This is a genomic window from Nitrosomonas sp. (genome assembly GCF_019635155.1).
Lineage (GTDB): Bacteria > Pseudomonadota > Gammaproteobacteria > Burkholderiales > Nitrosomonadaceae > Nitrosomonas.
In genome coordinates, this window is sequence record NZ_JAHBZY010000026.1 from 1 (window position 1) to 25,665 (window position 25,665).

Genomic DNA, 25,665 nt, shown 5'->3' on the forward strand with positions numbered 1-25,665 from the left:
CAGTTAACAAGAGTACTCTTAATTATTGAAGTCCTATGCATTTTTCAAAAATTGAAAGCCTTTTTCGAAATAAAATTTATCCCGAGTACTCCCACTCACACCAACCATTTACCAATGGAAAATAAATTCCTAGCTTTATTAGGCTCGCATCCATTTGCTGCATCCGCTTCGCATAGTTATTCAGTTGATTCTGATAACGTAATTTCTCTCTATCTAAAAATCCTTGCAAATCAGAGCCTTCGTGGCTACTAACTTTGTAGTCAATTATCCACCTGATTCTATTTTCATCACAAAAAGTTCTATCAATTATCCAATTTGCGAGCTTGTTGTTTACGATCGAAGTAATTTTCAACTCATTTTGTGCATGAAGATGCGGACTCAAAATCCAACGACCACGCTCATCCGTAACAACTTTTGTCAAACTTAGTATGATTCGTTCAACTGCAACCTCCATTTGTTCACCACCACTCATTCCGCTCGCTAACAAATTGTGTTCGAATTGACCCCGTAACTCTTGTATACGTTTCTCGGACCACATTGAGAGACCCTCTTCCGCAATTTGTTGTAACCAGCGATGCACCACACTTCCAACATGTCGTGCCATATCACTGACCCAATAGAAATCGATCTCCTCATGCACAGAAATATTTTCATTGATTCCTCCCAATCTGACTGCCTCAGGAGCATTCGGCAAAACCCATTCTGATTTCAGCCGACTGATTTCTTGATTAAGCTTTTTCCTAGCCGTATCACCATGATCGTCATCTGTGGCATTCCTTTCGGATGCTTCATACGTATTTGCCGCCATCAAGAAATCCGATTCCATCACGGGCCAGAACCTTTCAAGCAGTGATCCCCGCCTCGGTTTCTTCAATTCATTGCGATCATTACTTCCTGTCGATAACACCACGTGACCAAGTAAATGCAAAAATTTCTTTGCACGAGTAGCCGCAACATACAATAATCTATCCGCTTCCAATTGCTCCTTGTCCCAATCCAGCTTCTCCAACCAACAGTAGATCGGATCCAATTCCGTACCTGTCTTACGAACAGGCGCTAACAACAAATCAGAGGCTGTGGCGTTTTGTTCGGATAAAAACTGATATCGAGGCAGTTCAATCCATTTCAGCAATTGCTTCTCTTTATTGCGAGGCATATAACCAAGTCCGGGCACAATGACAGTATCAAACTCAAGCCCTTTGGCTTTATGAATCGTCATGATCTGCAATGTATCATCAGCTGTTAAATCGGGCGCAGCATAAAGCACGCTTAATCCACTTTGAAATCGCGACATATCCAAAATATTGCCAGCCACTTCTTGATCTTCAAGATAATCCAGATAAATCACCGCATCATCCAGGCGTTTTGCAACACCTTTATCATCCTGTGTTTTATGACTGATGCAGCCAGGACCACCCAAAGCATTCCAAGCAGCTTCCACCGTCATGCGAAGCGATTGGCGCCGGCGATGACTCATGCATGGCTCAAGAATTTTACGTATGCTGCGAATTCGATCCCTCGCATCACTAGAGACTTCTCCCCATCGACCTTCGTCACGAATTACCTCCCACACAATCTCTTTAGTAAGAGATACTTGAGGAGTATTATCTTTCCGGTCTATATCTAACAACGCAGCAATATCTTTTAACAACAAACCGCACCATGGTGCACGCAACAGCGCAAACCAAGCAAGACGGTCAGCGGGATTAATTAAAGCACGAGTGAGAGCCAACAGATCTTGTACCACTGGTTTGGTGTGCAGTGTCTCGATATCAATTGCGCGAAAACGCAAATCATTGTTTTGTAATTGCTTCACGATTTCGTGCAAATGATTGCGGTTACGCACTAAAATCGCAATTGTGTCCTTCGGATAACGCTGCCGGTTTGATTGAATAATTTCTATGACTTTAGCAGCCTCGGCGGCGGAATCTCTTGCAAATGCAGGATGTATCGTTAGTGCATTACCCTCGAACATTGGGTGCGTCGCAACGGACGGCGAAAATGTTATCGCGCCGGTTACACTATCCTCTTGAGTCGGCATTATCTGTGTAAAAACTCTATTCACCCAATCGACAATCCCTTGCTGGGACCGGAAATTCGCACTGAGTGTTATTGGCCGGAGCCTTCGATTATTAATCCCAACATTGCGAGCTCGTAAGAACAAACCCACTTCCGCTTCACGAAAACGATAAATGGATTGCATCGGATCTCCCACTATAAATAAACTGCGGCCATCATCATCTTCCCAACCGGCCACAAGTTTTTCGATCAATTCAAATTGGCTGATCGACGTATCTTGAAATTCATCGATTAATAAATGCTTAATCTGGTAATCCAATGCCAGCGCCAAATCTGTAGGCGTTTCCGTATCACCGAGTGCCAATATTGCTCGCTGTGCAACTTCTGAAAAATCCACGCAACCACTTTCTTGAAAAATAATTTGTAGTTGTGCGACGGCATGCGGCAGTATTCGCGTAATTATTCCAAGAATTTCCCATTGTTGCCCGGAATAATTAGGAGGAGGAAGTTTTCGCATTGTTTGCAACGCCAGCTGAAAACCACTTTCCTGAACCAGCCTAGCAATCAACGCTTCAAATCGATCCTTCCAAGACTTTGCTGCGTCTTTTTCGATTTTGGTATTCCCCGACGGGAAACCTTCCTTACGGGAGATTCTTTTTCGCCAAGTATCATCTTTGGTTAATAGCAATTCCGCAATCCCTTGCCACTGCTCGATATTTGCCACTGACAATGCCTCAAGATCGGCGCAGCTTGCAATAATTGATGCATCTCCTTCCGCGAGAAGGTTTACAGCTGCGTAATGCAGCAATTGCAGCAACTCACCTTGCAAGGCTTCAGGTAATAGCTGGGAAACCTTCTGTTGGGCATCGTAGCGGGAATTTTGCAGCGAACACTCCAATTCCTCCCGGGTTCTCGCATGCAAATGGCGCAACCAGTGATCGCGTCGCGCCAGCATATCGGCAAGCAATGTTTCTATTCGTGCAAAATCGTTATCCAGGTATTCGAGCAATCGTTCCACATCACATGCAACTTCTGTATCTTGCGTCATTAATTGCAGCGTTGCGCGAGCTGCCTTCAAATAAAACTGGGTTGCGTCTTCTACAGTTTCAGGTTGCGCTCCGAATTTCGACAGAATCGGCATTTGCCGAGTTAAAGCAGCACACAAAGAATCAATGGTTTGTATTCGTAGTCGCTCCGGATTTTCTGCAATTCTCCAGCCTGCCTGACGATCTCGCTGTAAAACCATTCCCGCTAATTCCCGGTTTAACTTTTCATTTGGTGATTCATCGTTCCGCATCAATCCGTCGCTCTGCAAAGCGGCCAAAATACGCGTACGCATTTCTGCAGCAGCTTTTCGCGTAAATGTAATCGCCACAATCTCCTCGGGCATTTCAACACAAGCGAGCAATCTCAGATATCGTTGTATCAACATGGAGGTTTTGCCAGATCCTGCGGGCGCTTGCACAATAAATGACTGGGAAGGATCCAACGCAAGTCGGCGCTCTTCAGCGTCAGGAATAAAACAAGCTTCCGGCATTTCTAATCCTCTTCATCATTCAAATCACTTACCCGCTCATATATTCTGCAAAACATATGCATATCGCAAAATTCACAAGTTGCTGGAATTTTTTTTGGATCCACACTCGCTTCACCGCTGCAAAACCCATCAGCGAGATTTGTCAGATTCTGTCGTAATGCGGCAATTACCTCCTGCCAGCTATTAAATGACTTGAATCCGGCTAATTGAGAGTAATCCTTTACTCCTGGCAATAAATCGGAATCGCTCATTAATGCAGCGAACCCTACTTCGCCTAGCTTCACGATCCCGAATGCAATTCCTGCAGTTACTTTCTCACTATCGGATATTGCCAGGTAGAGAGGTAACTGCGGTTCATCCGCCCGCTCCCCGATCATTGATTGAATCGACTGTTTACTTGTCTTGTAATCGATAATAATGTGTTGCCCATTCATCAACTCATCCACTCGATCCAGTCGCATACTTAATTTAAGATCACCCAATTGGACATCGCACTTTTCCTCAATCGCAACGACGATAAAGCAGTCGCGTTTTTTCTCACCATTCAACCATTCACGGATTAATTGAATCAATCGGCGTTGTTCGACTCGCAATAAACGATCCGGTAACGATTCAGGACGGGTTTGCTGCAATACAGAAATCGCACTGCCGGCAATCTCCGCGATTAATCGATCAAGTTCACTTTCATCGATCTCATCCAGTGCCGTTTTAGTGATTAATTTTCCCCAAACATCCGCTAATGTTTGATGAACTAATGACCCTCTTTCCCTGGCATTCAAACCAGTGTGCGGTTCGTCGAAGCTTTCAATATTTAATCGATGCTTCGTCCAAGCGCGAAATGGGCAAGCGGCATAATCCTTAATGACGGATGTGCCACCACGAATGCCTTGCCGCGCAATTTCTTTTGGTAGCGGTAATGCCTGACTATCTTCAATTCGCTCCATTTCACAGGATCGAATAATCAAATCGCGATGCAATAAAAAATCTGGAAAAACGGGACTTCCAATAGGTATCGACCGAATCAGCGCGCTCGGCTCTAATACTTGCTGATCATAGCCATCCCTATACTTAGGAGAACTTACGATAACTTCCTTAGCGTGCGAGAACCATTTTTGCATTAATCGCCGGCAAAAGACGGATGATTCCTGGGCCGATCCCAACGTTAACTTTGCTTTACGCTGTAACGCAAGTGGCAAAAACGGATTAGGGCGAGCACGAAGTGGCCACTGATCATCCGACAGAGCCATCACCCACAGATAATCAAATTCCATCCCCGCAGCTTCCAGCACGCCTAAAATCTGTACAGGTGCTTCCGGCGATTCAGGTTGAAACAAGGTATCACTTACCATCCACTTTAAGCGGTTAATTGCTTCGTGATAAGTAATTCTTGAAGTAACATGATCAAGTGCTGCAAAATCTGCAAGAATCGACTGCCACTTCTCAACTGTTTGATATTCGTCCGAATTCAGACTGCGCTCCCCCGGGAAACCAGAAAGACGCAATATTTCCGTAACAACTTTGACGTAATCCGAATGACTACCACTGCTTGGTAGTTTCTCCTGACGGAATGCATCCATTTCCACCAAGAATTCAAATAAAATAGGACAATCTTTGTGACCCTTCGCTCGCTTAGCAAGCTTAAGCAGCTGCGGCAATGAGATCACAGGTTCGGCAAAACGCCGGATAGTTTTTTCGAGCAATGCACGTTGCCCCATTTCAGTATCAGCACTTTTAAGAAATGGCGAACATAACCAATGACTCACTTGATAAAAATCCACCTCCTGATCGACCAGCGTTAAAGCAGCGATTGCAGCATCAATAACCGGGTAGGATGAAAGCGTCAAGCCCAATGAAACATTCATTGGAGTAACCGGACGCTCCGAAGCCGGTAAAGCCGATCTGACGTCCGGATGCAGCACCGAATAGAAAGTTCGGATCAATGCACTACGATAATTCGCCAATGCCGGCACCACGATACCGACACGGACTGCCGCACCGGTCTTGTCAATTTTGGATCGTGCCCATACGGCTGCCTGATAAATCTCGTCGCGACTGTTCAAATATTCTAAACGCTGAATATTTTCAGATTGCCCATGCATATGAGCTAGAGAATCAATCGTCACGATTTCGCAACCAAAAGTCCGCATTTTTTCTAAAAAAAACTTTTGCTGCGGCGTAATCACATCAAAGCCATAACAAATCAATGAAAGGCATTTCTTAATATTAAGGGATTCATAGTATTCTGTAATGAGGTCACAAATACGCGCTTGATCGGTCAATCGTTTGAGCGCCGTGATATTCCGGTAAGATTCCATCCATTCCAAGAACGCACTGCCATCTTCATTTGGAAAATGATCGCGTAATTGATGATCGCGTAATTGTGAAATTAATTGCCATGCGTGCGCAAGCTGCCAGGCCTCCCGGGCCAATTGCGCTGTTTGAGAAACCCTCAGTAATGTTTTACCAACTTCGGATTGCTGTATAACTGATTCCCACAGCATTTGCTCCTGAGCATCAGACAATAGCAAAGGCAATGGCGAAAATTGCACGGAATAAAGCGCATCGTGGTACAGACGATCGATAAAAGAAGTAAACGGCAGGATATCGGCAGAATGCCAAGCCGTCTTCTTCTGATCGATTTGATATTGATTAAACTTTTCTTTAAGCGCTAATGCAAGTCTTCGGTTGGGTGTGATAACCGTCCCGCCGGCGTTTAAGCGCTTAAATACATCATGAGGGGATATTTCAGGGAATTTCGAAGAATCAAACATGCGGCAGTTAAACTAAAACTACTAACCGCTATCGTAGCTTAACGTTTCAGCTGATCCAGTTTGTCTTTGACGCTTGCCCATTGGTCTGCATCTGGCAATGGCTCCTTTTTCTCAATAATCGGCCGCCATTTTTTAGATAAATCGGCATTCAGTTCTATAAAATGTAACTGCTCATCCGGAACATCATCTTCAGCGTAAATAGCTTCCACCGGGCATTCTGCAACACATAATGTACAATCAATACATTCGTCAGGATCAATCACCAAAAAATTCGGACCTTCACGAAAACAGTCCACTGGACACACATCAACACAATCAGTGTACTTGCACTTAATACAATTTTCAGTTACTACATAAGCCATGACAACTCTTCCTTGCTTGTTGCTTGAATAGAATTTTTTATTTTAACAGAATTCTGATATATAACACCATCACTCAACATCTGCAAATTCATTAACATCACTTATAATTTAGGTTTCCCATCAATTTCACCTTGAGTTCATCCTTCTTTAATTTTACCGACTGAATCACTGTTCATTTCACTGACACAAATCTATTTGCATAAAAATATTGCTTCATATTGATTTTCATCAGTAAAATGCCCAACAAGACTTAAACTAATTTTGATCATTATGAATATCAAACAAAAATATAAACCCACAATACTTGCGCTTACTCTGCTAATTTCATCGTCGTTTTCCCAAGCCAACCCAGTCGCTTGTTTTAATACGAATGCAGGACAGTTTTGTATAGAGCTGTTTGAAGCAGACACGCCTATAACAACTGACAATTTTCTTAATTATGTTAATAGCGATGCGTACACAAACGGGATTTTTCACCGTAGCGTCCCTGGTTTTGTCATTCAAGGCGGCGGCTATAAGATCGTTGAAAGTAGCAGTGGAAAAACACTCGCGGCGGTCAATACATTTCCACCGATCAAAAACGAATTTAAGATTTCCAATACGCGTGGAACCGTTGCCATGGCCAAAGTTGGCGGTGACCCGAACAGTGCGACCAGTCAATGGTTTATTAATCTTGCCGACAATTCCGGACCACCAAGTCAATTAGATACACAAAATGGCGGTTTCACCGTCTTTGGACGGATTATTTTTGATGGTATGAACACCATTGATGCAATCGAAGATCTTCCCATCTCCAACATCAATCTTGGCAGCAATCGTTCACCTGCGCCTATCATCGGTTCGGATGGCTCGGTAATTACAGTCGAGAATCTGGTAACGATTAACCACATCACTGTAACCCCCGTCGCCGGTATATTCAGCCAAGAAATATTGAGCTTTGCAGTTGACATTGGAACCGACGTTGTACTAGATGTCAATTTGCAATTGATCGAATCGAATCCGTCACTCGTATTTGAACTTGACCCAGCAAGTATCAGGACGCTTACTAATAAACCGACGAATATCGCAACCTTCTCAAATTCAAGCGGCTTGCTTCACATTCCATCTGTCATGATCAACGCAACCACTATCGTCAACAATGTCACGATGCAACTTATCAATGCAGATTCTTATCAATTTCGATTAATCAGCTATGATTAGCAATAAATACAATATCTTAAGAATACTCTTTAATTGAGCATTGTGTAATTAATAATATCTGGGCTAAAAAAAGATTTACTAAACCAGAAAAATTGCAGTATATTAAGAATAAGTCTCATTCATACATAATTAAAGAAAAATCGATGTATTACATCACTTATTCCGCAATCATTAATTGTGGAAATCGCATATAGTTCCTTGGATTCTGAATCGTATCAACAATAGAAGATAAGGCTCAAACAGTTTTTTGACATTTTTTGTCAATTTGCAACCAAAAGCGTTACTCCATATTGCTTAAATTAATAGCAATATTCTGCGACATCAGTGATATCGAGGTTTTTCTTTAACAATAAAAAAACAGCTAATACTTTTTTGATGTGTATTTGTTCAATGTATATACAAATTCATTAACTTTATGGAGATTATTCATCCACTTTAAACATTTCAATGTTGCTGCTTACTCGCGAAACCTTGACTGAGCAGCAATTTCTTATTATCCCCAATGCTGCCCGAAACAGATGGTTTTTAATTAAAAGTTTCGTACAGTATTAATTGCCCCAAGATAATTGGATTGCTTGAAAACAACATACCGTCTTACGATCAATCGTAATCGTGTTGCCACTTAAATCAATTAACATTTTTTAAGTATAAGTGTATCAATGCAAAACTAATTCTTGTCATATGAAGGAGAAATCGGAATGAACTTCGATAACCCAGAAGTACAACTATGCCTGCCTCGAACCTGCCGAATCCCTCGCTCGGTTCGATACATGCGATTCTACACAGTAGCATTACTTGTCATCCTTACAATAGTTGCTTCTCAGACTCAAGCAGCCAAGATATTATTCCGGTCAAATTTCGGTTCAGGAGTCGCCATTACCGCACCTTACGGCTTTTTTCCAACCGGTAATGGTGCGTGGCAGCAAATTACAGGTACGGATAAGGATACCGGCCATAGCTGGCCAATCAACGCACTAGGTGCTAATTTTTCAGGCCTACAGCTTATTACAGTGGATCCAATTGAACCCTCAACTATCGGATATTATATTAATAATACGATTAGGACTATTACTGGCCCATTTGGAACAGCTAACGAGCTTTTCCAAAATGTAAAAATAAAAGGAGACGTAGGTGAAGGCGGTTCACAATCCCCGTTTATGATTACCAGGCCATCGACTATCGGTGATGTAAAGGATTTATATATCTCCTACTGGATTAAGTATCCAGCTGATTTGGCCTCGAAACTGGATAGTACTGTCTCATCCGGTAATTGGCGTACACAGTTCGAATTTAAAACGGGTGGATACGACAGCAACATCGGCACTGGCGACTATCGAGTCATTATTAATATTCTAAAAGACTACGATGGTTCACTCTACTGGCTTACAAGGGGTGATAGTCAAGCAAATGGGCCCATCCCAAATGTAACATATTGGCGCGAGGAAAATCGCGTTGTCCCCGTTCCCGTGGGTGCATGGTTCAAATTTGAAGTTTACTGGCACCGTTCAAGTGGCAGCGATGGGCGTTTCTGGGCTGCCATCAACGGACAAGAAATTGCTGACTATAGAGGACCGAATATGGGAATCGATAACCTTCCAATCACACGGATCATGCCACATAACGTATATAGCGGTGGATATGGACCGGTCGAATCACATATCACGGGATTTGAGGTATGGAATGGATTTCCTTGCGGCACTGGCGTCTCGTGCTATAACTTCGATAAAATAGCGCCTACTGTCCCGGCTTCATTAACCGGAAGGCTCAATAAATTCGCAAGTTTCGGGTCGGTCACGTTAGCTTGGCTACCCTCCTCAGATGCTGTCGGTGTAGCTAACTACGCAATCTACAGAAACGGTACAAAAATAGGAGTTAGCATTACACCGAATTTTATTGATACGATATCTGGACCTCCCCAAGGGGGGTTATATAGCTATACAGTGCGTGCCGTTGATGCGGCTGGAAACTTTTCTTCCGCAAGTTTAGCAACCCCGATAGTCTATTGAAAAATAAAGAGATACACTTGCATTTTTCATTGTTGCGGTTTCGAATGATCGAACATGTTCAGTTCTCATGACATCAAGCAGAGTTCTAAGCCCTGAATAAACGTCAAAGCGTGTGAAGATCAAGCGAAATAATCGCGTTTTTGGAGTACTTCCCGGTATTGAGTAGCTAAGTTAGCAGGTTGATCAATTGATCATTCTTAGCCTAACAGCCGGATAGCCATATCGCGCTGATGTCGGGATGTACTATCACTTCTTTCGAGCAACTTCTCGTGGAACCTGAGTTATTGGCTGCTCCTCGATTGGAGTTGCTCCATTTTAACGGACAGTTTTTTTTACTGAGTCGAAAGCATTTCGACTTGTTTACCAGAATTGCTATCATCTATCGTGATTTAATTTTCCTCCTTCAATCTTATTTCAAAATTGTTTGGCAATAAATACCCAGCCCGGAATACCTGCGAGTGAGGTTGTACCAAGACTCGATCCAGGTAAACATAGCCAACCTGGTTTCGGTTTTGTTTTTCCATGAACGCCTATCGATCAATTCACATTCTAGGCTAGCGGGCGATTAGCGCCATATTCAAGGCACCGATCACCAAAACTGGTTGTCATGTTCTCACCGAATGACCAGCCTACCACCTTGCGACTGAATACATCAACGCGCTTGTGATTAGCCAAAATTCCTAGATCGGCCAGTTCGGCGGTAATGCGCAGGCGTCCGTAAGTAGTCCGATCTGAACAATCGATAACATTCTAATTCTGTGTACTTAATTGACAGGTTTGAGTGATTAAATTCACCGGTTTTTGGTAAAATTACTGCCATTTCTTGCGAATTTAGTGAGGATTATATGGGACCAAAGCCACACACGCCAAAGAATGACGACCTGTTCCGCCAACGGCTAGATGATCTGGTCAACCCAAGACATTCGTTGGTACAACTGGCGCAGCACATCGACTGGTCAGTGTTCGAACGCGAATGGATTGGTTTTTTTCCATCGCATCGCGGCCGTCCCGCGACGGCGCCGCGTCTAGTGGCTGGAATGCTGTATCTGCAACACACCTTTGCGCTATCGGATGAAGAGGTAGTAAGGTGTTGGGTAGAGAATCCCTATTGGCAATTGTTCTGTGGCGAAACCTGGTTTCAGCACCACCCGCCGATTGATTCCAGCTCACTGACTCGCTGGCGGCAGCGGATTGGTGTAGGGGGCATGGAATGGCTTTTGGCCCAGACTATCAAGGCGGCTGCATTGGCCAAGGTCATCCAGCAGCATAGTCTGGATAAGGTCATTGTGGACAGCACCGTGCAGGAGAAGGCTATTGCCTATCCGACCGACAGCCAACTGCTGAATAAGGGACGGCAACAACTGGTGCAGCTGGCGGCAGAAGCTGGGATAACGCTACGCCAGAACTACAACCGGCTAGCGCCCAAGCTGGCTGGCAAGATTAGCCGCTATGCTCATGCCAAACAATACCAGCGCATGCGTAGCCACTTAAAGAAGCTCAAGACGCTGGTTGGCCGCGTCTGGCGTGACGTATTTCGCCAATCGGCCAAGGTACCGCAGCCCCTTAAACCCAAGGTTAGCGGTTTGCTGCAGAAAGTCGAGCGCCTGCTCAAGCAGCAGCCGAAAGACAGCCATAAGCTATACAGCTTGCATGCGCCGGAAGTGGAGTGCATCGGCAAAGGCAAGTCGCGCCAGCCTTATGAGTTTGGGGTAAAGGTGTCAGTGATGACAACGCACAAGGAAGGATTAGTGGTCGGCATGCGCAGCCTGCCGGGCAATCCTTACGATGGGCATACCTTGCACCTGGCTTTGGAACAGGCGGCCATCCTGACGCAACGGCAACCGAAGGAAGTGTTCGTAGACCTGAGTTATCGCGGTGCAACCGTCCCGGCCGGGGTCAAGGTCTATCACCGCAAACTCAGACGCGGCATCACTGCGCGGCTGAAACGAGATATTCGGCGGCGCAGTGCCATTGAACCGGCAATCGGGCATATGAAAAATGACGGCCGCCTGCGCAGAAACTGGCTGCAAGGCGCAGCAGGCGATGCCTTTCATGCCATGCTCTGCGGTTGCGGACACAACCTGCGGATGATTCTGAGGAAGCTCCGGTTTCTTCTCGCCTTAATTCTCATGCCATTGCATCGGCTAACAGTGAATGAATACGGAATCACTCAGCGGCTTAGGCTTGCCTTTCCCTGAAAATAGAATTGTTCAGAGCAGACTAAGTAATCGCCCCTGCAAAACGCTGAGAACCCGCATGAAGTGAAAGGATCAGCGAGATTTAGGAGCGTATAATCCCTGAGAATTTATAATCTGGCTATATCTGAGAGGCATTTCAACAGGAGATTTTACCGAGGCGCTAAAACACCTGCTGGGGCCGGATGCGCCGGGATTATCGTCTGCAATGATCAGTCGTTTAAAGCAGAACTGGGAACAGGATTATCAAAACTGGACTCACCGTGATCTGAGTGACAAGCGGTATGTTTATGTTTGGGCTGATGGCATCTACAGTAACGTGCGAATGGATGATCGGTTATGTCTTTTGGTGATTATCGGCTCTGGTGAAACGGGGCGTGAAGAGTTGCTGGCGTTGTCTGACAGTTATCGTGAATCTGAAGCGGAAGTTCATCGAAGTGGCGCAGAAAAAATGGCTCCGGCTAAGGGGCTATAAATTGCTAGCGGATGTCATTCAAGGCATAAAATTCGTTAACGGCGTTAAACAAAATGGAGATCAAAAACAGCAGGCCGCTTGATTCTCCATACACCAGATTTGACTATTGCTCAGATTCTTCCCCATCACAACTAGTTCCATCATCTGTTGCCGAAATTTCGCTGGGTATGCAGGTTTGTATTTTTGAGCCATCTTCCTTCTCCTTTAGACACAATTTAATGTGTTCGTTAAAAGAGGATAACTCCAAAACGGGTAATCCCACTTCCTGGCAAGACCTTAATGTCAGATCAAACTGAATACTACATCTTATCGCCTTTTTATTCCGATCCTCAGAGATACTGCAAGTTACAAGAATACGAAATGATGCGAACCTTTAACCATTCCAGATCCCGGTGCGGTGTCTTTTCGCTTCCATGTCTTGAGGTATATCAAAGTTCATGAGTACAGCAAATTCAATCCGCAGCTTGTCATTTCTTACCTCATAAGAGCCATAGCACTCGGCAAGCCATGCCATCTCGGCAATTAGTTAATCCACCTCAAATGAATAGTTGGCACAAATTATGCTTTAACACTATCGTAGTATGAAAAAGGCAAACTCTGCGAAAGCAGAGGACGCAAAGTCACTGATCTAAAGGGCAATTGCCCCACGATGGCAGGACTGCCACTGATAGCACTGATCGTTTGCAACAATACAATGCAACTATATCACGGTTGCACTATATTTTGAGCAATTTAATCAGCAGCATATCTTTGCAGTTCCGTCCTTGTATCTTTAAGGAGGAATATCAATGAACCAGAACCATATAGCTACTGTTACAACATCATCTCTAATGATCGACAAAACAATTCAATCAAATCTATCTACTAACAAAAACAATTGCGCTTCTAAGCTACTAAGAGCAGGAAAACTTGTTACGATAATACTCATTATCGCTTTAGTTTCTTCTCACGTACAAGCTGCTAAGATGCTCTTCAGGTCTAATTTTGGCAACGGAGTATCCATCAGCGCCCCTTATAGCTACTTTCCCACCGGGAATGGAGCTTGGCAACAAATCACCGGCACCGACAAAGAAACTGGTTATAGCTGGCCGGTTAGAGCATTTGGCTCAAACTTCTCAGGTCTACAACTTATTACCATGGACTCCATTACCTCATCAACTATCGGTGATTACATTACCAATGAAATTCGATCTGTCAGCGGACCCAAGGGAAAAACGACTAATGAAATTTTTCAGAATGTAAAAATAAAAGGCGATGTAGGTGAAGCAGGCTCTCAATCACCTTTTGTATTTCTTAGACCATCGACAATTGGCGACGTCAAGGATTTATATATGACTTACTGGATCAAGTATCCGGCCGACTTGGCGGAAAAATTGGATCCTACAATCTCATCTGGAAATTGGCGCACTCATTTTGAATTTAAAACTGGTGGGTACGGCGGAAACACCAGTAGCGGAGATTATCGATCTATAATAAACATAATGAAGGATAGCGATGGTAGCCTGTACTGGTTATCAAGAGGTGACAGTAATGCCAATGGTCCTGTGCCTTTTACGACATACTGGCGCGAAGAAAATCGGGTGGTACCAGTCCCAGTTGGTGAATGGATTAAGTTTGAAGTTTACTGGCATCGTTCAAGCGGTAGCGATGGACGTTTCTGGGCTGCCGTAAATGGTCAAGAAATTGTTGATTATCATGGCCCGAATATGGGCGATTATAATCTACCAATTACCCGAATCATGCCTCATAATGCATACAGTGGCGGATCTGGGCCAGTCGAATCGCACATTACAGGATTTGAAATATGGGATGGATTTCCATGTGGTAGCGGTGTTTCATGCTATAATTTCGATACGACTGCACCTACAGTTCCAGCGTCTCCTAAAGGTACATTTAAGAAATATTCTACATTTGCTTCGACTACATTAACTTGGGCAGCCTCAACTGATGCAATCGGAGTTGCTGGGTATGCGATATATAGAAATGGTATAAAAATTGGAGTAAGTAGTACTACAACCAGTTATACTGATGTAATAGTCGGTAGCGCTACAGGCTCGCTCTATAGCTATACTGTAAAAGCGTTTGATGCTGCAGAAAACTTCTCAAGCTCAAGCTCAGCGGTTAAGTTCACATACTAAATAATCATAATCCCCACATTTACTATTTCATTTGTGGGGATTATTCAATGGTAATTCCTACGGTAATCACCCCTCTGAACGTTCACTATTGCAAATCTACTACCATAATGTTGCGGTGAATCGCGTTTCCTTCGAAGAATGTAAATTTATTCATTTCTGGCTGAAATCTTTGCAAAGTCACGAAATTATTGATTTTACTGTAATCTCCGATTCAATGGTCAGTTGGAATTGTTCCCTTTTGACGAGCACATTAAATTGCGTTTAAAGGAGAAGGAAGATGACTCAAAAATACAAACCTGCATACCCAACGAAATTTCGCTAACAGATGGTGGAATTAGTTGTGATGGGGAAGAATCTGAGCAATAGTCAAATCTGGTGTATGGAGAATCAAGCGGCCTACTGTTTTTGATCTCCATTTTGTTTAACGCCGTTAACGAATTTTATGCCTTGAATGACATCCGCTAGCAATTTATAGCCCCTTAGCCGGAACCATTTTTTCTGCGCCACTTCGATGAGTTTGAACGTTATTGTCAAAGTCGTCATCCGGCTTCCAGAGTTCTTGGTTTTGGCTGTTCTCAACCGAACCGTTGCAAAGATTGATTCGACCGGATTGGTCGTTCTAATGTGTTGCCAGTTTTCTGCAGGATAATTATAGAAGACCAGCATGGAATCTTTGTCCTTCTCCAGACACTCCATTACTTTTGGATATTTCGAGCTGAAACGTTCAATACAGTTATCAAATGCTGCATATGCTTCTTCCCGTGTTTCTGCCTGCCAGATATTGTGCAATGCCTCCTTGACTGTTGATACCGGTTTAAAATTGACCAGAGGAAGCAGAACGCAGGATACTACGCATCTTGTATCGGCCTGCGGTTCTTCATTGAGTTTCAGTGTTGTTTCCACTGACGCTGGTACATCGGTGTGTTTCAGCCGTGCCAATACATTGGAGACATGCTCGGCACTGGGCACGCCGGATTCCAGTACCAGTTCAACAGCGACCAGCACCGCTTCCAGCCCATGCGTCGGCACCAGGCTGAGCACTTTTGCCATGATTCGATCGGCCTGCTGGCGTTCTCTGCGCCTCAGTGCAATCTGCAGTTGCGGCAAAGGTGCCGGTAGTTCGGCGAATGGCTCACCGTTGCGCAAGGTGCCTGGTTTCTTCTCGATGACCGGAATATAGTGCTGCCAGTTATAGCTGACCTGGTCGCTATCCATCAGACGACTATGACAGGCTGCTACGGCATTGTCATGGACGATCTCGATACGGTCGGCATACTGATGAACGGCCACCACCTGATTGACCAGACGACAGGGAACGGAATACCGGTTGCGCAGTAATGTAACCAGATACGTGCTGGATACCCGCGCCAATACTTCGATATAGCCATCGAACGGTGCTGGCATCGGCATCAGGTACAGTTGTTCCTGCTCCAGCGCATCGGCAAGGGTAATACCCGCATAATCCGGATGCTCGATTTCAGACCACAGTCCGCGACAGCGCGTTTCAAGCCATCTGTTTAAATCATCGAATGAACCAAACTGTTGTTGCCTGGCTTCATTCCATATGCGGCGGCGCATATCCTGAACATTCTTCTCGACAACACCCTTTTCCCAGCCGGAAGCCACATTGCAGAAATCCGGATCGAACAGGTAATGTGCCGTCATCGCAAAGAAGCGCGTATTTACCACACGCCCGTTGCCTTTGGACACCTTGTCCACGGCGGTCTTCATGTTGTCGTAAATGCCGCGTTTCGGCACACCGCCAAAAGTAATGAATACACGAGTATGGGCTTCAAACAACATCTCGTGGCTTTGTGATGGATAGTCCGACAACATGAAAGCACGGCTGGCACATAGCTTGGTATGGGCTGCCAGTACTTTGCGGTGGATGCCGCCGATCACCAGCCATTCTTCGCTCCAGTCAAACTGAAACACTTCACCCAACGTAAACCGCAGCGGTGAATCACCCTGGATTTTCCGGAGACTATTAGTCTTGAGTCAGCCCGCATCGGTTGACTCCCCTAGTTGGCGATAATATGCCATTTCAAATTCAGCCGGTGGGATATTTCCAATCGGCTCCAGTAACCTACGATTATTGAACCAATCCACCCATTCGAGCGTAGCAAATTCAACATCTTCGATGGTGCGCCATGGTCCACGATGCCGTATGACTTCGGTTTTGTATAATCCATTAATCGTTTCGGCCAGTGCATTGTCGTAAGAATCGCCGATACTGCCAACAGAGGCCTCAATATTGGCTTGTGCCAGACGATCCGTGTAGAGCGAATAGAGAGATATTGGCTACCGTGGTCACTATGATGGATTAATCCCTTGGTTTCCCGCCTCCCCCACAATGCCTGCTCCAAAGCATCGAGGACCAAATCGATATGCAGGGATCGGCTCGACCCCGTATTGTCCTTTATGCCGGTCGATAAATGTCGTCATTACTTCGGTCGGCGGTCGAGCTCCGCCTGGGCAAAATAAGCGGATGCCTTCCGTAATATCTCATCGACACGCTTTAATTCCCGGTTCTCTCGCTCCAGTTCCTGGAGCCTTTCTCGATCCGATCTCGACATTCCTGCTCGCATCCCCTGATCGGTTTCCATTCGCCTTACCCAAGCCCTCAATGTCTCCGCTGTGCAGCCAATCTTCGATGCGGTCGATTTGATTGCAGACCACTGCGATCCATGTTCTCTTTGCTGCTCTAATACTAATCGTACCGCGCGTTCTCGTACTTCCGGTGAATAACTGATTTGATTCTTCATCTTTTCCTCCTCTCAAATCATTTTATCTCCGAAAAATCCGGGGCGATTCAACGGTAATACATCCGCCGTATCTTTGCATACATAACCATGGTAATCACCTCTTAAATTCTCCCACCTAAAATTTAGGCAAGATACGTGAATTACCTGGTCAGTTTTCAATCGGTACAACTAGCCTTCTATGGTCAATTTTCGATCGGTGCCAACACCCCCGATACACGTTACCTCAAAATCCCATGATTAAACATAGCTCAAAAAGCTACCTGACACCTCAATCTCTCACAAAAAACAGCGCAAAAATCATGGTATTCGAGTATCCTACGCAGCCACCTTCCACTCGTTACGAATCATGACGCACTACCAGCTTTTTGCTACGACCCCCAAAGCGATGGAAGATATTCTCGCCGCTGAAATCCGGGCGTTGGGCGGATTTCAGGTACAGCAAAAAATGGCGGGAGTACTGTTTCAAGGCGACTTGGGGCTGGCTTATAAGGCTTGTTTATGGCTGCGCACGGCAAGCCGGGTGTTGCTGCTGTTGCGCAGTTTCGAGGTGAAATCGCAGCAGGATTTGTATGTCGGAGTGCAAGGCATCGATTGGTCCCAGCATTTAAATGCCAACGATAGTTTGGCGGTATCGTTTAGCAGCAAAAATAACCTGGCGATCAACAACACGCATTTTGGTGCGCTCAAAGTGAAAGATGCCATTGTCGACCAGATGCGCGCTCAATTCGGTCAACGCCCCAATGTCGATACCGATCATCCCAGCATCCGCGTGAATGTTTATCTGCACAACGAAACCGCGCAGTTAAGCTTGGATTTGTCGGGCGAGAGTCTGCACAAACGCGGCTATCGCGATATCAACATCGCTGCACCGATCAAAGAAAGTCTGGCGGCGGCAATTTTGCTGCGCGCTGGTTGGCCGGATATCGCCGCGCAAGGTGGCTCATTACTCGATCCGATGTGCGGTTCCGGTACATTGCTGGTGGAAGGCGCTTTAATCGCCGCCGATATTGCACCGGGATTGCAACGCGATTATTTCGGTTTTCTCGGTTGGAAGCAGCACGATCCGCAATTATGGCAAACCGTGCTGGACGGCGCCCGGAAACGGCGCGAAGCCGGTTTGAGCAAGTTGCCGGTGATCGCCGGTTTCGATCACGACCGCCGCACTGTTGCCGCCGCGCTGCTGCATGTCGAAAATGCCGGTTTACCAGGAAAAATCCACATTGAGAAACGATCCATCAACGATGCCGCCGCCGCTCTGAGTTGGCCGGAGGGATTGATCGTCTGTAACCCGCCATACGGTGAACGGCTGGGCGATGAAGAAGAAACCGCGGCGCTGTACCGGCAATTCGGCGAGGTGCTCAAGCAGCGCTTTACCGGCTGGCAAGCGGCGATTATCATCGGCAACCCGGAGCTTGGATTCCGCCTTGGCATCCGCTCGCAAAAACCGGTGACATTATTTAACGGTGCGCTGGAATGCAAATTATTGCGGCTCACGATTGAAGAAAGCGCATTTTTTGAACCGAAAGCCAAGTCGCAGCAGGAACGTATCGAACAAGTCAGCCGCCGTGCGCAAACAGAATCAATCGACAATCATGCGGAGATGTTTGCCAACCGCTTGCGGAAAAACCTGAAAAAACTCAGCAAATGGGCTGAAAAAAACCATATCGATTGTTACCGGCTGTACGATACCGATCTGCCGGAATTCGCGGTTGCTGTCGACGTTTATCATGGCGATCAAACCTGGGCGAATGTGCAGGAATACGAACCGCCCAAATCGGTCGATCCGGCCAAGGCTGACCAACGACTGGCCGGTGCATTGCGGGAAATCGCCAGGGTACTGGAAATTCCGGCAGAGCACGTATTTCTAAAAATCCGCCGCAAGCAGAAAAATACCGATCAATACGAAAAATTCGGCGACTCGCGCCATTTTCATGTTGTGACCGAAGGCAGTTGCAAATTTTGGGTAAACTTTGAAGATTATCTCGACACCGGTTTGTTTCTCGATCATCGCCCGATGCGTTTGCTGATTCAGCAGCAGGCCAGCGGCAAGCGCTTCTTGAATTGTTTCGCCTATACCGGCAGTGCGACGGTACACGCCATCATCGGCGGCGCGGTTTCAAGCGTGACGGTGGATATGTCGAATACTTATCTGGAATGGGCGCAGCGAAACTTCACGTTGAACGGCATACACGGCGATCACCCATTGATTCGCGCCAATTGCGTGGAATGGCTGGCTGAACAGGCCAGTACCAAACATCGTCCGCAATTCGACATGATCTTTCTCGATCCGCCGACTTTTTCCAATTCCAAACGCATGGAGGATGCATTCGACATTCAACGAAACCATGTGCCATTAATCCGCAACGCGGCGGCTTTACTCGCACCTGGTGGTGTTTTGTATTTTTCGACCAATTTCCGCCGCTTCAAAATGGATCAATCCGCACTCGCCGGTTTAGCAATTGAAGATATCAGCGCAAAGCTGATTCCGGAAGATTTCGCGCGCAATGCCAGAATTCATTATGTCTGGAAAATCACTCGCTGACAGGTCGTTGAAAAACTATCTGCGTTGCCGCTACGGTGTTAAAAACAAGCTCAGAATGCTCATTTATTATGCATAAACTGCGCTTTTTCGCCTGTTTTTGCCTTGTATCGGCTGCCTCGAAAACGTTTTAAATAACCTGCAAAAAAACAAACCCCGCGCGAGGGCGGGCGGGGTTGCTGATTCGATAACTATTGCTTCTATAAAATGTTTTGAGATCTACGGCGCACCATAAAACCCAACAATCCCAAACCCGCTAACAGCATGGCATACGTTTCCGGTTCAGGCACAGCGGCCACTTGATCAAAGTTGATATTATCGATACCGATGTTCCAATCGTTATAGCCATAACGGATCGATATCGCACCGGCGTAAGTTAAGCCAGGTGTGAAGGTACTGTGTGTTCCACCTGATCCCAAGACTGTTACCGGCGAATAATCGATCAATACCGTATTGCTGGTGCCATCTAAAATGCGCACTTGTGAATTGGGATGATCGATTTTACTATACCCGGCCAAATCGAAGCTGTTCAAGCGAATCGCCCAGCCCGGCTCCGGCACCAGCGTAATTTCCGCAAAATAACCGGCACTCGAAACACTAAACGCGACGTTAACCAAGTCGCCGTAATTGAAATCCCAAAAATCCAGATTGTTGTATGCCACTGTATTCGTGCTGATTTGCCAAGTACGGTATTCGGTGGTGACGTTAGGCGTATAGCCATTCCCCATCCCATACGATCCTACCGCATCACTGGCGGCATTGACGTTATCGCCATATGTGGCTGGAATATCGCCATAATTAGGCAATGCCGGATCTAAATCGAATGTCAGAATAGTTGCTTGCGCGGAAACAGCGAACATCGCGCCTGCACTCAGCAGTAATGTGCTTGAAATAAGCGAACGAATTTTCATTATATCTTTCCCCATATTCTTTATGTTTCGAGCGTGTTTCAGGTCGACGAGCAACGACTGCAGCACACCCTTTTTTGATGCATCAAAAGCTAAACCTCCGTTAGCCGTAAACTGCCAATTCTTGATGCGAGCCTCTGAAGTATTTTCACTCTCGCGGAACTTCACAAACCGGTCAATGCTTATCAGAAAATGTTTAATAAACATAGCTCTGAATAATAATTACTCTGGCTATCCGACCGCTATAGTTTATGCATCCTTTTTTTCTAGGACAATTGTCATGCCTGCTCCTCAAATTTCAGATTGATATGTTATAGTGCAGGCGGCATTGCATGACGCCATCTTGTTAACACATTGTGGAGGATCAAGATGAAGAAAAGCAGGCTTGATTTACGTGAAGCAATTGTAGATACGGCGATTGCCATCGCGGAGCGATCGAACTGGGAAACGGTCCGGTTGTTCGATATCGCGGCGGAACTCAATATTACGCTGGATGATATCCGTATCCATTTCCGCGAAAAAGAGGATTTGGTGGACGCCTGGTTCGACCGGGCCGACAGTCACATGCTGAAAGCTGCAGAAACTGTCGAATTTTTATCGCTGCCGCCTCGCGAGCGCTTACAACAGCTTATTATGGCGTGGCTCGATGTTCTGACCACGCATCGCAAAGTCGCGCGGCAGATGATCGGCGGTAAATTGGAACCCGGCCATTTGCATATTCAAATTCCCGCGATCATGCGTGTCAGCCGTACCGTGCAGTGGATGCGCGAAGCCGCGCAGCGCGACGCTACATTCGTACGCCGCGCCCTGGAAGAAACCGCATTGACCACGATCTATCTGGCAACGTTTGCTTACTGGATGCAGGATGATTCGGAAAATTCGCAAAATACCCGCGACTTTCTGGCTCACAAGCTGAAGTATGCCGAATCGCTCGATCATTGGGTATACGGCGCATCCCGCCAAGAAACCGGAACCGATCCCGGCAATGATCAGGAATCGCAGCTTGTTGCTGAGATTGCCGGCGCCCACGATTCTTCGCCGCCGACCTTATCGATTACCTCCGAAGCCCGCGCAAAATCCGGTTAAACGGTGGATCCGCTCACCCATGCGCTGAGCGGCGCACTACTGGCGCGAGCTGCAGCTACACCGCAACCGGCAACGCTTCCGGTACCGCGCCCATTGCCGTTGCGCTGGCAAATCGCTGCAGGCTTTGCCGCCGCTGCTTTTCCGGACATCGATCTGATCTTGCGGTTGATCGATATCCTCACGTATTTAAACTGGCATCAAGGCCCGACCCATTCGTTAATCATGTTGCCACTTTGGGCGTGGTTGCTGGCATGGTTGTTTTCCAAACTCAGCCGCAGACGTTATAACTGGCGGTTGTTTTATCGCTCCGCCTGTCTCGGCATCGCCATCCACATCGCCGGGGATCTGATCACATCGTACGGCTTGATGCTGTTTGCACCGTTCACAACCGAGCGTTATTCGCTGCCGCTGGTGTTTGTCATCGACCCGTGGTTCAGTTTGATCATCGTTATCGGTTTGATCGCTTCATGGCGTTATCCACAGCACAAAATCCCGGCCATTGCGGCATTGCTTGCATTGTGCGGTTATGTCTTTTTCCTTTGGGCGCTACAGCAACACGCGGTGAGCATCGCACATCGATATATCAGCTCGCAAACCCTCCCGCAAGAACAGATCAATGTTTTGCCGCAGCCATTGTCGCCGTATCACTGGAAAATCATCATCCGCGACCACGAAACGTATCACATCGCCGATATCGACCTATCGGCATCTTCCGGGAAGCCTCGCACCGGCACGTGGTTGCTGCCAAGCATAATCGCCGCCTACCGTCCGGCACAGGAAAATAATTGGCACATCCAACAACAATTCGGCAACGACCCGACGCGCTCAGCACTGCTCCGGCAGGCTTGGCTGGCACCCGATTTTACGCTGTTTCGCAGTTTCGCGCAGTTTCCGGTATTGGACTCCGTGGATACGCAAGAGCCCGGATTGTGCGCCTGGTTCTACGACCTGCGCTTCAAATTCCCGGAATTGCCGCCATCGTTCCGCTATGGCGTGTGTCGAGATAACGATCAAGCGGATTGGCGCACGGTGCGGCAACGGGGATTGTTCTATATTGATTAAAGAAGCCGCCTTCACCATCCCTGGATGATCATTCACAAAGCTTTCTTACTGCAAAGCTGCATATCGGCAAATCTCTTGAGCAAATTGTCGGAAATCCTGCAAAGAATTCCCGCAAATTGCATACACAATCTCCCAATTGATCGCCTCATAGTTATGCACCGCGATATTTCTGAAACCAACAGCCTTTCGTAATCGCTCGTTAGTTTCTTGCGAAATTGCCCCGAGTTCTTGCAACTTCGTAAAAACATCACCCATCGTTTGAGGTAATGGCTGATTGGTTGTACTGATGATGTGACTGCCAATATCAATGCTGATTTGTACAGCACGCGTAAGATTGATCACCAGGATATCTTGCAAATCAATATCCCGAATCAGACTGCCAACATCCTTGGGCGTCTTATCCTCGATACGTTGCACGCAACGCCGCAACGATTCGAGTTTCTCGGCGATGATCATTTGATCCATCGATTACGCCTTTCGGTGAGTATCCGCTGGTGCAACGGCAGAAAATCGGCGACGTTCAGCAAATGCCGGTACAACATATTGCCGTAGACAATATCGCTGCCAAACAAACGGATTCCTTCGAGAATCTGACCGGTAATCGGCTCAGGCACGTGGTAGAGGTCAACGATATCGACCGGACGGCCGAATTTGGCGCCAACAGTCTGCATCAATTGCAATTTGAAATCCGCACTTAACGGTTCTTGCGCCAAAATGCCGAGATCGATGTCGCTATCAGAGCGCACGTTGCCGCTTGCCTGAGAACCGAACAACAACGCCAGCTTGATTTGCGGAAATTGCATCAGCAATGCCGTCAATTGGTCCAAAAAACGCTGATCTTGTCCTTCTTTAAGTCCGGAACGGACATTGGAACGTTGATTATTCATAAAACCAATCTGTTGTGTCACGCCATTCATTCATATTTTTTTAAGACCCGGCAATCTTCCCCCACGAATCGCGCAACGTCACCGAACGGTTGAATACCGGCTTGCCGGGCTTCATGTCGATGCGGTCGGCGACGAAGTAGCCGTTGCGTTCGAACTGAAAGCTTTGCTCAGGTTGCGCATCGCACAAAGCGGACTCAACATACGCCGTAATGATTTGTCTGGAATCGGGATTCAACGCGGTTTTATAGTCCTTACCGCCGCTGTCCGGGTGCGGATCGCTGAACAGGCGGTCGTACAGGCGCACTTCCGCGGCATGCGCATGGTTGGCGGATAGCCAGTGGATATTGCCTTTGACCTTGCGGCTGTCGGCGCCCGGTGTGCCGCTTTTGGTATCGGGATCATAGGTGCAATGGATCGCTTCGATTTCGCCTTGGGCATTTTTGTCGATACCAACGCATTTGACCAGGTAGGCGTAACGCAGTCGCACTTCCGCGCCCGGTGACAAACGGAAATAGCCTTTGACCGGTGTTTCCATGAAATCGTCGCGTTCGATATACAGCACTTTGGACAGCGGAACGGTACGCTTGCCCCACTCCGGTTGTTGCGGGTGATCCGGCGCGAAGCAGTCTTCTTGCTGCCCTTCCGGGTAATTGTCGATGATCAACTTCAACGGTTTGAGAATGGCAATCCGGCGCGGCGCATGTTCGTTCAAGTCTTCGCGCAAACAATCTTCCAGCACACTCATATCGATCCACGAATCCGCCTTGCTGATGCCGATGCGCTCGGCAAACAGGCGGATCGCGCGCGGCGTAAACCCGCGGCGGCGCACACCAGCCAAGGTACTCAGGCGTGGATCATCCCAGCCGTCGACCAGTTTATTTTCCACCAGCTCAATCAATTTGCGCTTGCTCATCACGGTATACGTCAAATTGAGCCGGGCAAACTCGATTTGCTGCGGGTGGCACGGCACTTTATCCACCAGTTGATCGAGCACCCAATCGTATAGCGGCCGGTGATCCTCGAATTCCAGCGTGCACAACGAATGCGTGATTTTCTCCAAGGCGTCGGATATGCAATGCGTGTAATCGTACATCGGGTAAATGCACCACTGATCGCCGGTGCGCTGATGATGCACGTGACGGATACGGTAAATCACCGGATCGCGCATGTTGATATTGGGCGACGCCATATCGATCTTGGCGCGCAACACGTATTGGCCATCCGGAAACTCGCCAGCTTTCATGCGGCGGAATAAATCGAGATTTTCGGCAACCGGCCGGTCACGGTACGGACTATGCTTGCCGGGGCTGGTCAAAGTACCGCGGTACTCGCGGATCTCATCGGCGGATAAACTCTCGACGTAGGCTTTGCCTTGCATAATCAAATATTCGGCGAATTCATAGAGCTGGTCGAAATAATCCGATGAGTAATACAAATGCTTGCCCCAGTCAAACCCCAGCCAGGAAACATTGTCGCAGATCGAGTCGACGTATTCCTGCGCCTCCTTCTCCGGATTGGTATCGTCGAAACGCAAATGGCACACGCCGTTGTAATCGTGCGCAATGCCGAAATTCAAACAAATGCTCTTGGCATGACCGATATGCAAATAGCCGTTCGGTTCCGGTGGAAAACGCGTTTCCACCCGCCCGCCCCATTTGCCGGTGCGATTATCGTCGTCGATGATGTTGCGGATAAAATTGGAGGGGGTTGTTTCA

General features: G+C 46.8%; 15 protein-coding genes, 3 pseudogenes, 1 riboswitch and 1 other annotated feature. Of the genes and pseudogenes, 8 read left to right on the top strand and 10 right to left on the bottom strand.

Annotated elements, in window-relative coordinates:
* Nucleotides 1-76 precede the first annotated feature (76 nt).
* The 3 genes from KF839_RS13850 to fdxA are packed head-to-tail and all read right to left on the bottom strand — an operon-like array spanning nt 77 to nt 6,689.
* Complete coding sequence (locus KF839_RS13850) at nt 77-3,556, bottom strand: UvrD-helicase domain-containing protein (protein ID WP_292918423.1); 3,480 nt, start codon at nt 3,554-3,556, stop codon at nt 77-79.
* Nucleotides 3,557-3,558: 2 nt separating this feature from the next.
* A complete protein-coding gene (locus KF839_RS13855; RefSeq protein ID WP_292918424.1) occupies nt 3,559-6,327 on the bottom strand; it encodes a PD-(D/E)XK nuclease family protein in 2,769 nt (922 codons plus the stop codon).
* Between the two features lie 38 nt (nt 6,328-6,365).
* Nucleotides 6,366-6,689, bottom strand: a complete 324-nt coding sequence (gene fdxA / locus KF839_RS13860; protein WP_292918425.1) for a ferredoxin FdxA — start codon at nt 6,687-6,689, stop codon at nt 6,366-6,368.
* A 270-nt stretch (nt 6,690-6,959) separates the two neighbouring features.
* On the opposite strand from fdxA, the gene KF839_RS13865 reads away from it, so the two are divergent.
* The 5 genes and pseudogenes from KF839_RS13865 to KF839_RS13885 all read left to right on the top strand — a co-directional run bounded on the left by KF839_RS13865 (nt 6,960) and on the right by KF839_RS13885 (nt 14,703).
* Complete coding sequence (locus KF839_RS13865; protein ID WP_292918426.1) at nt 6,960-7,889, top strand: peptidylprolyl isomerase; 930 nt, start codon at nt 6,960-6,962, stop codon at nt 7,887-7,889.
* Between the two features lie 770 nt (nt 7,890-8,659).
* Nucleotides 8,660-9,895 (top strand): hypothetical protein, encoded by a 1,236-nt coding sequence (locus KF839_RS13870; protein ID WP_292918427.1) that lies wholly within the window; start codon nt 8,660-8,662, stop codon nt 9,893-9,895.
* An 845-nt stretch (nt 9,896-10,740) separates the two neighbouring features.
* Nucleotides 10,741-12,093 (top strand): IS5 family transposase, encoded by a 1,353-nt coding sequence (locus tag KF839_RS13875; RefSeq protein ID WP_292917525.1) that lies wholly within the window; start codon nt 10,741-10,743, stop codon nt 12,091-12,093.
* Nucleotides 12,094-12,196: 103 nt separating this feature from the next.
* Nucleotides 12,197-12,514: pseudogene (locus tag KF839_RS13880) on the top strand (transposase); the annotation flags it as partial.
* A gap of 630 nt (nt 12,515-13,144) precedes the next feature.
* Nucleotides 13,145-13,231: riboswitch (cyclic di-GMP riboswitch) on the top strand.
* Between the two features lie 122 nt (nt 13,232-13,353).
* Nucleotides 13,354-14,703: a polysaccharide lyase family protein gene (locus KF839_RS13885; RefSeq protein ID WP_292918428.1), complete on the top strand. Its 1,350-nt coding sequence runs from the start codon at nt 13,354-13,356 to the stop codon at nt 14,701-14,703.
* 396 nt (nt 14,704-15,099) lie between these two features.
* Here the strand turns inward: KF839_RS13885 and KF839_RS13890 are convergent, their stop codons facing one another.
* From KF839_RS13890 to KF839_RS13900, 3 genes and pseudogenes are all read right to left on the bottom strand, one after another.
* The gene (locus KF839_RS13890) at nt 15,100-15,540 is read right to left on the bottom strand and encodes a transposase (RefSeq protein ID WP_292918435.1); all 441 of its coding nucleotides are present in this window, start codon (nt 15,538-15,540) and stop codon (nt 15,100-15,102) included.
* Between the two features lie 21 nt (nt 15,541-15,561).
* Nucleotides 15,562-16,662 (bottom strand): annotated as a pseudogene (istA, locus tag KF839_RS13895) (IS21 family transposase); the annotation flags it as partial.
* Nucleotides 16,663-16,701: 39 nt separating this feature from the next.
* A pseudogene (locus KF839_RS13900) lies at nt 16,702-17,468 on the bottom strand (transposase).
* Nucleotides 17,094-17,190 (bottom strand) — a sequence feature (AL1L pseudoknot). (Overlaps the previous pseudogene by 97 nt.)
* 346 nt (nt 17,469-17,814) lie before the next feature.
* Between KF839_RS13900 and rlmKL the strand changes: the two are divergent.
* On the top strand, nt 17,815-20,010 hold the full coding sequence (gene rlmKL, locus KF839_RS13905) for a bifunctional 23S rRNA (guanine(2069)-N(7))-methyltransferase RlmK/23S rRNA (guanine(2445)-N(2))-methyltransferase RlmL (RefSeq protein ID WP_292918429.1): 2,196 nt from the start codon (nt 17,815-17,817) through the stop codon (nt 20,008-20,010).
* Nucleotides 20,011-20,207: 197 nt separating this feature from the next.
* On the opposite strand, the gene KF839_RS13910 is transcribed toward rlmKL, so the two are convergent.
* The gene (locus KF839_RS13910; RefSeq protein WP_292918430.1) at nt 20,208-20,918 is read right to left on the bottom strand and encodes a PEP-CTERM sorting domain-containing protein; all 711 of its coding nucleotides are present in this window, start codon (nt 20,916-20,918) and stop codon (nt 20,208-20,210) included.
* Between the two features lie 366 nt (nt 20,919-21,284).
* On the opposite strand from KF839_RS13910, the gene KF839_RS13915 reads away from it, so the two are divergent.
* Nucleotides 21,285-22,001, top strand: coding sequence for a TetR/AcrR family transcriptional regulator (locus KF839_RS13915; protein ID WP_292918431.1), 717 nt, complete (start codon nt 21,285-21,287; stop codon nt 21,999-22,001).
* Nucleotides 22,002-22,004: 3 nt separating this feature from the next.
* Nucleotides 22,005-23,063 (top strand): metal-dependent hydrolase, encoded by a 1,059-nt coding sequence (locus KF839_RS13920; RefSeq protein ID WP_292918432.1) that lies wholly within the window; start codon nt 22,005-22,007, stop codon nt 23,061-23,063.
* 45 nt (nt 23,064-23,108) lie between these two features.
* Here KF839_RS13920 and hepT read toward each other — a convergent pair whose 3' ends face one another.
* The 3 genes from hepT to KF839_RS13935 form a co-directional block, all read right to left on the bottom strand.
* Nucleotides 23,109-23,528: a type VII toxin-antitoxin system HepT family RNase toxin gene (gene hepT, locus KF839_RS13925; RefSeq protein WP_292918433.1), complete on the bottom strand. Its 420-nt coding sequence runs from the start codon at nt 23,526-23,528 to the stop codon at nt 23,109-23,111.
* Complete coding sequence (gene mntA / locus KF839_RS13930) at nt 23,516-23,971, bottom strand: type VII toxin-antitoxin system MntA family adenylyltransferase antitoxin (protein WP_292918434.1); 456 nt, start codon at nt 23,969-23,971, stop codon at nt 23,516-23,518. Before mntA ends, hepT begins: the two co-directional genes overlap by 13 nt.
* A 19-nt stretch (nt 23,972-23,990) precedes the next feature.
* The coding region (locus KF839_RS13935) for a glutamine--tRNA ligase/YqeY domain fusion protein (protein ID WP_323802070.1) at nt 23,991-25,665 on the bottom strand (1,675 nt) is incomplete at its 5' end.

What these genes read in the sequence shown, in the direction of transcription:
- KF839_RS13870 (WP_292918427.1), top strand. Translation starts at nt 8,660, where the DNA reads ATGCGATTCTACACAGTAGCATTACTTGTCATCCTTACAATAGTTGCT.
- rlmKL (WP_292918429.1), top strand. Translation starts at nt 17,815, where the DNA reads ATGACGCACTACCAGCTTTTTGCTACGACCCCCAAAGCGATGGAAGAT.
- KF839_RS13875 (WP_292917525.1), top strand. Translation starts at nt 10,741, where the DNA reads ATGGGACCAAAGCCACACACGCCAAAGAATGACGACCTGTTCCGCCAA.
- KF839_RS13850 (WP_292918423.1), bottom strand. Translation starts at nt 3,556, where the DNA reads ATGCCGGAAGCTTGTTTTATTCCTGACGCTGAAGAGCGCCGACTTGCG.
- KF839_RS13915 (WP_292918431.1), top strand. Translation starts at nt 21,285, where the DNA reads ATGAAGAAAAGCAGGCTTGATTTACGTGAAGCAATTGTAGATACGGCG.
- fdxA (WP_292918425.1), bottom strand. Translation starts at nt 6,689, where the DNA reads ATGGCTTATGTAGTAACTGAAAATTGTATTAAGTGCAAGTACACTGAT.
- KF839_RS13865 (WP_292918426.1), top strand. Translation starts at nt 6,960, where the DNA reads ATGAATATCAAACAAAAATATAAACCCACAATACTTGCGCTTACTCTG.
- KF839_RS13885 (WP_292918428.1), top strand. Translation starts at nt 13,354, where the DNA reads ATGAACCAGAACCATATAGCTACTGTTACAACATCATCTCTAATGATC.
- KF839_RS13910 (WP_292918430.1), bottom strand. Translation starts at nt 20,918, where the DNA reads ATGAAAATTCGTTCGCTTATTTCAAGCACATTACTGCTGAGTGCAGGC.
- hepT (WP_292918433.1), bottom strand. Translation starts at nt 23,528, where the DNA reads ATGGATCAAATGATCATCGCCGAGAAACTCGAATCGTTGCGGCGTTGC.
- KF839_RS13855 (WP_292918424.1), bottom strand. Translation starts at nt 6,327, where the DNA reads ATGTTTGATTCTTCGAAATTCCCTGAAATATCCCCTCATGATGTATTT.